7 protein-coding genes are annotated in these 7973 nt (G+C 39.0%); all 7 read right to left on the minus strand.

The genetic code is table 11. From position 1 onward, the window contains the following. Positions 1-5 precede the first annotated feature (5 nt). The 7 genes from AB1498_03910 to AB1498_03940 all read right to left on the minus strand — a co-directional run bounded on the left by AB1498_03910 (position 6) and on the right by AB1498_03940 (position 7823). Complete coding sequence (locus AB1498_03910) at positions 6-1631, minus strand: cytochrome c3 family protein (GenBank protein MEW6087425.1); 1626 nt, start codon at positions 1629-1631, stop codon at positions 6-8. Positions 1632-1636: 5 nt separating this feature from the next. Continuing rightward, on the minus strand, positions 1637-3112 hold the full coding sequence (locus tag AB1498_03915) for a uroporphyrinogen-III synthase (GenBank protein ID MEW6087426.1): 1476 nt from the start codon (positions 3110-3112) through the stop codon (positions 1637-1639). Between the two features lie 72 nt (positions 3113-3184). After that, complete coding sequence (hemC, locus tag AB1498_03920; GenBank protein MEW6087427.1) at positions 3185-4114, minus strand: hydroxymethylbilane synthase; 930 nt, start codon at positions 4112-4114, stop codon at positions 3185-3187. Between the two features lie 25 nt (positions 4115-4139). Then, entirely contained in the window at positions 4140-5417 is a 1278-nt protein-coding gene (gene hemA / locus AB1498_03925) for a glutamyl-tRNA reductase (GenBank protein MEW6087428.1), read from the minus strand. 32 nt (positions 5418-5449) lie between these two features. Then, on the minus strand, positions 5450-6256 hold the full coding sequence (gene ccsB / locus AB1498_03930; protein MEW6087429.1) for a c-type cytochrome biogenesis protein CcsB: 807 nt from the start codon (positions 6254-6256) through the stop codon (positions 5450-5452). Positions 6257-6326: 70 nt separating this feature from the next. Continuing rightward, positions 6327-7133 (minus strand): RnfABCDGE type electron transport complex subunit B, encoded by an 807-nt coding sequence (locus AB1498_03935; GenBank protein MEW6087430.1) that lies wholly within the window; start codon positions 7131-7133, stop codon positions 6327-6329. 96 nt (positions 7134-7229) lie between these two features. Beyond that, positions 7230-7823 carry an RnfABCDGE type electron transport complex subunit A gene (locus AB1498_03940; GenBank protein MEW6087431.1) on the minus strand — a complete coding sequence of 198 codons (594 nt, stop codon included), beginning with the start codon at positions 7821-7823 and terminating at the stop codon, positions 7230-7232. Positions 7824-7973: the final 150 nt, after the last annotated feature.

A 7973-nucleotide genomic window follows, 5' to 3' on the forward strand; every position in this document is an offset into this window, starting at 1 on the left:
TATTTTCAGTCAAATCCACCATGGCATTTTATACACAACTCGCCTTTTGAAGTAATTAATATTGATTTATGCTGCGAGCTATGTGAATCATGGCATGTAAGGCAAAGTATCTTGCCGCCCTTGGCCGTTCTTAAATTAGACGGAATTTTGACCTTATTGCTCGGGTAAATATCCTTGTATGGATGGGAATGTTTTTCAATAGCCGGCCCATTATGACAGCTATCATTTGAACAAATAGATTCAACGTCTCTCTGGAGAAGGAATTTATAAGATGACCCGTGTGATTTATGGCAAAGTTCACAAGAATTTTCTTTTCCCAAACCGGAATGTTTTTTATTAAGCTGGATTGTATGGCAGACATAACAAAGCGTTTTAACATCTTCAATCAGTTTAAACCCTGTTTTGTCAATAAGATGGCAGGAATTGCATTTCCCCTGGACAACAGGTTTATGCCCGCGCAATAATTTTTTGTCATTTGAATAATGAGAATCATGGCAGTCAACGCAATTCATCTTGTCGACGGAATATTTAACATGTTTTGAATTAAAATCAGCATCATCTGTTTTATGGCAGTCTTTACAGAGTTCACTTATTGGTTTTTTCAAATTTAACGCCGGGTTTTTTCCATGGCTTAAATGACAAACCAGGCATTCTTTGTAAACAGAATGAATACTCACCGCTTTTTTGGTATCTTCTTTATGGCACATATCGCAAGACGCGTATTGATAAATAACATCACTAAAAATCTGGATCCTCGTATTTTTTGAATCCACCACATAAAGCCTGTCATTTTTATCAATAAAAATTTTCATCGGTTCATCGAATTCACCCCTGTCTTTTCCCTTTTTCCCAAATACAAAAATCACATTGCCTTCTTCATCAAAACATTGTATCCTGTTATTCCCCGTGTCACTTATAAAAATTCTGTCATTACTGTCAATCGCTATCCCCTGCGGTTTAAAAAAGGAACCCGGTTCATCTCCCGGCCTTCCGAATTTATTAATATAATCCCCCCTTGTATTAAATACCTGGACACGGTTATTGCCGGTATCCACTACATAAACCTTGCCTTTTTCTGTAATGGCTATTGCTGTAGGGTTCCTGAATTCCCCATTGGCTATACCCTCCCGGCCAAATTGTTTTAAAAAATTTCCTTTAATAAGCTGGAGCTGGCTGTTCCCTGTGTCCAGTATAAAAAGAATCCCGGTTTTTCCAAAATCCAGGTCAAAAGGCATATTAAATTTGCCCTGTCCCTCCCCGAGCCCCCCGAATTGGCCTTTCCAGTTTCCGCGCGGGGTAAAAATTTGAATCTGGTGCTGTCCGATGTCCGTCACATAAATAAACTTTTCTGAATCCACGCCAACCGCCCAGGGCAGGATAAACTCACCCCTTCCGGTCCCTTTTTTGCCAAAATTAAAATTCAATTTACCTTCTTTAGTAAACACGTTTATTTTCCCGTCCAGGCTGTCAGTAACATAAATCCAGCCGTCCTTTCCGATAACTACATCGCTTGGGACCGATGATTTATCGAGCTCTATGCAATTATAAATTTCCGCTCCGCGAGAAATATTAATTTTATACAAACATACCACGGCGGTAAAAAATACAGGGACCAATTTAAACCATTTCATTTTTGTTAATTTTTCCTCTTTTCATAATATCCCACAATTTCATCCAATAATTTTTCAAGGGTATATTCTGAAGGCGATATTTTAACTTTTAATCCCGCCTTTTCAATCCGGTTTGAGGTAATCGGCCCTATGCTCGCGATATTAACGCCGCGCATTAAATCTTTTAGTTCATCCTGCGGGAAAAGGCTTATAAAATTATCCGCTGTCGAGAAGCTCGTAAAAGTAATAACATCAATCTCTTTCTCTTCAAGGAGCGGTTTTATTTTATTTAAACCTGAATCTACTTTGACTGTTCTATACGCGGTTGCCACATTAACGTTCGCCCCCATTTCTTCAAGCCTTTCAGGTAAAATTTCTCTCGCGACCTCGGCACGTGGAATAAGAATATTTTTGCCCTTAATTTCTTCTTTCAAAAATCCCTCAACTATGCCTTCCGCCCTGAATTCTTTAGGAATAAAATCTGTTTTTATCCCTAAATTTTCTATTGCTTTTGCGGTACCGGGCCCTATCGCACAAATTTTTATTCCTTTTAACAAGCGCAGGTCATAACCTTTTTTATTTACCCGCTCAAAAAAATATTTTACCCCGTTGGAACTTGTAAAAATAATCCAGTGATATTTTTCTATCTCATCAAGCGCTTTATCCAAATCTTCGTAATTCAACGCCGGAACAATTTCAATAGTGGGAAATTCTATTACCCTCGCACCTTCATCTTCCAATAACCTGGAAAATTCGCCTGCCTGCTGCTGGCTGCGCGTTACTATTATATTCCTGCCAAACAGCGGCCTGTTATCGAACCAGCGCCATTTGTCTCTCAACCCCACTACCTCCCCGGCAATAACTAAAAACGGGGGGTTAATCTTTTTTTCCAAAACCCTGCCGGTTATGTTCCCGAGATTTCCTGTAATGACCTCCTGGCTGTTACTCCCGCCTTTTTTAATGACTGCCGCGGGCGTATTTTCTTTATAACCGGAACTTAATACCTTTTCCATGACCATATTAAAATTATTAATACCGTGATAAATAACCAATGTAGCAGCATCCTTTGGTATTTTAATCCCATTTTCTTCCGTAATACAGACAAATGCGAAATTTAATCCAAATTCACTATGAAGCAGAGGGATTCCGGCATAAATTGAAGTCAATAATTCCGGAAAACAGGGAATAAACTCAAAAGGCACGTCTAATGAAATTAAATTTTCTATTTCGCTGTTTTGTTTACAGGCAATAAATAAATCCCCGCTTTTCAGGTAAACAATAATTTTACCTTCTTTTACTTTATTTAAAATCAAGTTTTTTATTTTATCATAATCTTCATTCAAAATTCTCTCTTTTTTATTAACTGAAATTACATCTTCATCAATACCGCTGTTATAAATAACAATATCTGCATCAGAAAGAATCTCCAATCCCTTTGATGGCATTAACCTGGCACTGCTGGACGGCACCTCTATAAAATAAATTTTACCTTTTTTATCCATTTTTTTTCGTGAAACGTAAATTGTAAATCGTGAATTGTTCAAATAGTCTATTTACGTTTTACTTTTCACAAGTTACGGCCTGTAAATTTCTTCTAAAATCTTATCCCCGCCCTGGGACAATAAATTTTCAGCCAGTTTTATTCCTGTTTTTTCCGCGTCTTTTATTTCGCTGTCCAACCCGGCCTTATATAACCTTTTACCGTCAAGGCTTGCGATAACTCCGTTCAAAACAAGCCTGCCTTTTTCTATCCTGCCCCATGAACCAATGGGAACCTGGCATCCGCCCTCAAGCCGGCGAAGCATGGCCCGCTCAGCCATAATAGACCAGTAAGATTCTTCGTGGTTTAGTCCCCCGATTATTTTCTTTATTTTTACATCATCGCTTCTTATCTCAATACCAATCGACCCCTGCCCTACCGCGGGCAAAATCAAATCATACGGGATAACCTGGCGGATACTTTCATGGTATCCCAGCCGTTTCACGCCGGCCGCCGCCAAAATAATACCATCTAAATTTAATTCTTTCATTTTCTTCAACCTGGTCTGGATGTTCCCGCGTAAATCCTTAAATTTTAAATCCGGGCGGACGGACATGAGCTGGGCAATCCGGCGTAAACTGCTTGTTCCTATGGAACCGTTTAACGGGAGTTCTTCTATTTTATTATAAGAATCCGAAATAAAAACATCATGGTTATCTTCCCTCTGCAGGATCACGCCTATACAAAGACCCGGAGGAAGATTTGTCGGTACATCTTTCATGCTGTGGACCGCCAAATCTATCTCTTTGCGAAGGAGCGCTTCTTCTATCTCTTTTACAAAAAGCCCTTTGTCGCCTACTTTCGCGAGTGCCACATCTAAAATTTTATCACCGGTAGTTTTTATTTTTTTTATTTCTATTTCAATATCCGGGCTGTCCGCCCCGATTTTAGAAATTACAAATTCTGTCTGCCATAATGCCAGCCTGCTTCCGCGGCTGCCGATTATTATTTTCTTTTTTGACATTTGTCTCCTTTAAAACCCGCAATTACTATTTCGCATCCTTGTTTTCCAGGCCAAAAAGATAGCGCAAGGCATCGACATAAATATACCCGCTGTCCTCTTGTGCCGCCTTTTTTAATTGTGTAATCGGAAGATGTAAAATTTTGTTTGTAATGCCAACCGTCAGGGCCTCGATTAAATTCTTGTCCTTTTCATTCATATTACCAAACTTGTTAATGACCTTTTCCAGCTCGTTTTTCCTGATATCCTCAACCATATCCTTGAATGAAACAATAGTAGGAACTGCCTCCAGGCTGTTGAACCACATAAAAAAATTATGTTTCTCTTTATCAATAATCGCCTCTACTTTCGGTATTTCTTTCGCCCTCTCCTTGAGATTTGATTCAACAACCACCTTTAAGTCATCAATATCATAAAGATACACATTATCTATATCATTAACCCCGGCCTCGATGTCCCGCGGGACAGCAATATCAATAAAAAAAATCGGCTTATGCCTTCTTTCTTTAATAAGCCTTGCGACAAAATCTTTAGTAATAATGCAGTGCGGCGAGCCGGTTGAACTTATAACAATATCAACATTGAGCATTTCGCGGAAACATTCTTCAAATGTAACAGGCTGAGCCTGGAACTGCCTTGCAAGTTCTTCCGCCTTTTCATAAGTACGGTTACCGATAATTACTTTTGAAATACCATTTCCACACAGGTGCCTCAGGGTCAATTCACTCATTTCTCCCGCGCCTATTACTAAAGCGGTTTTCCCGGCAATGTCCCCGAATATCTTTTTAGCAAGCTCTACTGCCGCGAAACTTATTGAAACAGCGTTTTTTGCTATATCTGTCTCATTCCGCGCTCTTTTCCCCACTTCGCTGGCTTTTTTAAAAAGAGTATTAAACACAATACTGTTAGTCCCTGCCTGGACAGCATATTCAAAAGCAGTTTTTACCTGCCCCATAATCTGGGGTTCGCCGACAATCATGGAATCCAGGCTTGAAACAACACGAAAAAGCTGATTAACCGCATCTTCATTTTGATAAGTATAAAGATGCTGAATAAATGGTTTCCTGTCCGCGCCCTGGTTTTTATCAAGAAAATCTTCTATTATTTTAACCCCTTTATTGAAATCGCGGACAAGAGAATAAATCTCAAACCTGTTACAGGTAGAAAGAATCAAAATTTCTTTGATTTCAGAACTTTTTTTTAATTCAATCAGAGATTCTTTAATTTTCTCTTCGGAAAAAGAAAATTTTTCTCTTAATTCAACAGGGGCGGTTTTATGATTCAACCCCATAACCAATATTTCCATTTTTACTCCGTCTCGTGCTCTGTTATCAGGTATCAAAAATAATGCAGCCCTTTAATCCCCAGATAAGTAAAAATTGCCGTCCAAAAACCAATTATAGAAAGATACGCCAATTTTTTCCCGCGCCATCCGAAGATGTGGCGTACCACAAGATATATCACATAAATCAGCCATGTAATTAAAGCACCGATTACCTGCGGTGCCCAATTCCAATAATGCCCCCAGACCTGGTTCGCCCAGAACATTCCAAGCCCTATGCTTACAGTAAAAAGAGGAAATCCTATTAAAATAAGACGATTGTTCAATTCATCCAGAATTTCCAAAGACGGCAAGAGATTATGGAAAGGTGCCGGCCTTTTTGCCTTGAAGTAGTGTTCCTGTATCAAATACATAAGGCCTGTCGAAAAAGCCAATGCGAAAGTCGCATAACCAAAAAATGAAATTGCAACGTGTAATTTCAGCCAGTTGCTTTCCAAAGCAGGCGGCGCAATATTTATCTCTTTGGAAGAAAGACCGGCATATAATAAACAAAGAAAAACCAACGGCAAAATAAAGGAACCCAATATTTCAAACCTGTATTTAATGGATAAAATAAAATAAATGATTATCAGCGTCCACGCAAAAAAAACGAGAGATTCATATAAATTCGAAAATGGAACATGCCCGGCAATAAAAAAGCGGCTCAAGAGAGAAGCTGAATGGAAGAAAAAACCAATAACGACAAAAACATATCCGAATAAAATAATTTTTTCATTTTTATTATGCGCAAAAATAAAATTAGCAGTGATGCTTATTATATATAAAAAAAAGGCCGCATTAAAAAATAATATATCAAAACGCATACTTTACCTTCCAGTTTTTACTTATAGTACCATATTTTAACCTAATTTGCTATTTTTTCAAGTATTTTTGTCAAGTATTTTCTGCGGGTGTATAAATCGATTTAGTGGGGCACACGGGGACACAATCCATGCAATTGTTGCATTTTGTATAATCGATTACAGCTAAATTATCTTTTACCGTAATCGCTTTTTGCGGGCACTTTTTGACGCAGATCTGGCAGGCGATACAGCCAATACTGCATTTTTTCTTAACTTCCACGCCTTTATCAAATGATGAACATCTTATTTCAACTTTAGCTTTTTCAGGTACCAATGAAATTATTTTTTTGGGGCATTCTGTAACGCATATCCCGCATGAAGTACAAAGATTTCTGTCTATCTCCGGGAGGCATGTTTCAGGGTTCATTTTAATGGCGTTAAAGGGGCATACCCTCGCGCAGGTCCCAAAACCCAGGCAACCATATTGACATGCCTTGTGGCCGCCAGAAACCAGAATAGCGGTCTGGCAGTCGGGAAATCCGTCATAGATAAAAACATCCGATGCCTTGCCTGTTCCGCCCTGGCATTTGATATAAGCTGTCTTTCTTTCTTTCGCGGTCACTTCCACACCAAGTATCTTTGCCAGTTTTTTCGCCGTTTCATTCCCGCCGGCAATACATTTATCAGGGGACAAATTACCGAGCGTCAGAGCGTGCGCGTATCCGGAACACCCGGGATAGCCGCATGCCCCGCAGTTGGCCCCCGGCAGGGCCTTCAAAAGTTCCTCCTCCAATTGATTGAGTTCGATCTTCAACTTCTCATCAGCTATGGCAAGAAGCAGGCCAAATAAAAGGCCGATCGCTCCCAAACCTGCAACAGCGCCAATCAACGTATTCAAAACAAACCTCCTTTAAGAAATTCAAAACTCAAAATGAAGAATTCAAAATTGGCACACCATACTTTTGACTTTTGTATTTTGACTTTTTCATTTACTTTACAATCCAAACAGCCTGCTGAACCCCAAAAAAGCAAGCGACATAAGGCTTGCTGTGATAAACGCTATCGGATAACCCTGGAAATATCTTGGGATAGGAGCTATTTTAATGCGCTCTCTTATAGTCGAGAATAAAACAATGGACAATGTGTAGCCTGAAGAAACGCCCAATGTATACACGAGGTTTTTAATAAAGCTTAATTTGTAATCAATTCCCAGAAAAGCGGCCGCGAGGATGGCGCAGTTAGTCGTAATCAAAGGAAGATATATCCCAAGACTTTTGTATAACGCGGGCAAATTCTTGTGGATATACATTTCTTCCAGCTGGACCAGTGTAGCGATAACCAGTATAAAAACCGCTGTCCGCAGAAACGTAATATTAAAAGGAACCAGAAGATAATTATAAAATATCCATGTGACGGACGAACTCATGACCATTACGAAAATTACCGCCATGCCCATGCCGATTGATGTTTCAATCTGGTTGGATAAGCCGAAAAAAGAGCAAAGCGCTATAAATCTGATAAGCAATATGTTGTTGACTATACACGCGCTTATGAAAATCAAAAATAAATTCAAGTCATTTGAAATCATTTTAACCCCTCCCCCCTTTCTCCCGTAATGTCAAAAATCTCTTTGACATTTTATTAAAATTCCTTATCATTATCGATAAAAATCAACTTTTTAAATGCTCCCCCCTGTTTTTAAGAAAATTTTGAGGTATAATAATCATCATATTGTGGA

This window comes from bacterium, from assembly GCA_040754625.1.
Lineage (GTDB): Bacteria > JACRDZ01 > JAQUKH01 > JAQUKH01 > JAQUKH01 > JAQUKH01.

Excerpts from the sequence above, each read along its gene's own strand:
- hemC (MEW6087427.1), bottom strand. The coding sequence starts at position 4,114 with ATGTCAAAAAAGAAAATAATAATCGGCAGCCGCGGAAGCAGGCTGGCA.
- ccsB (MEW6087429.1), bottom strand. The coding sequence starts at position 6,256 with ATGCGTTTTGATATATTATTTTTTAATGCGGCCTTTTTTTTATATATA.
- AB1498_03940 (MEW6087431.1), bottom strand. The coding sequence starts at position 7,823 with ATGATTTCAAATGACTTGAATTTATTTTTGATTTTCATAAGCGCGTGT.
- hemA (MEW6087428.1), bottom strand. The coding sequence starts at position 5,417 with ATGGAAATATTGGTTATGGGGTTGAATCATAAAACCGCCCCTGTTGAA.
- AB1498_03915 (MEW6087426.1), bottom strand. The coding sequence starts at position 3,112 with ATGGATAAAAAAGGTAAAATTTATTTTATAGAGGTGCCGTCCAGCAGT.
- AB1498_03910 (MEW6087425.1), bottom strand. The coding sequence starts at position 1,631 with ATGAAATGGTTTAAATTGGTCCCTGTATTTTTTACCGCCGTGGTATGT.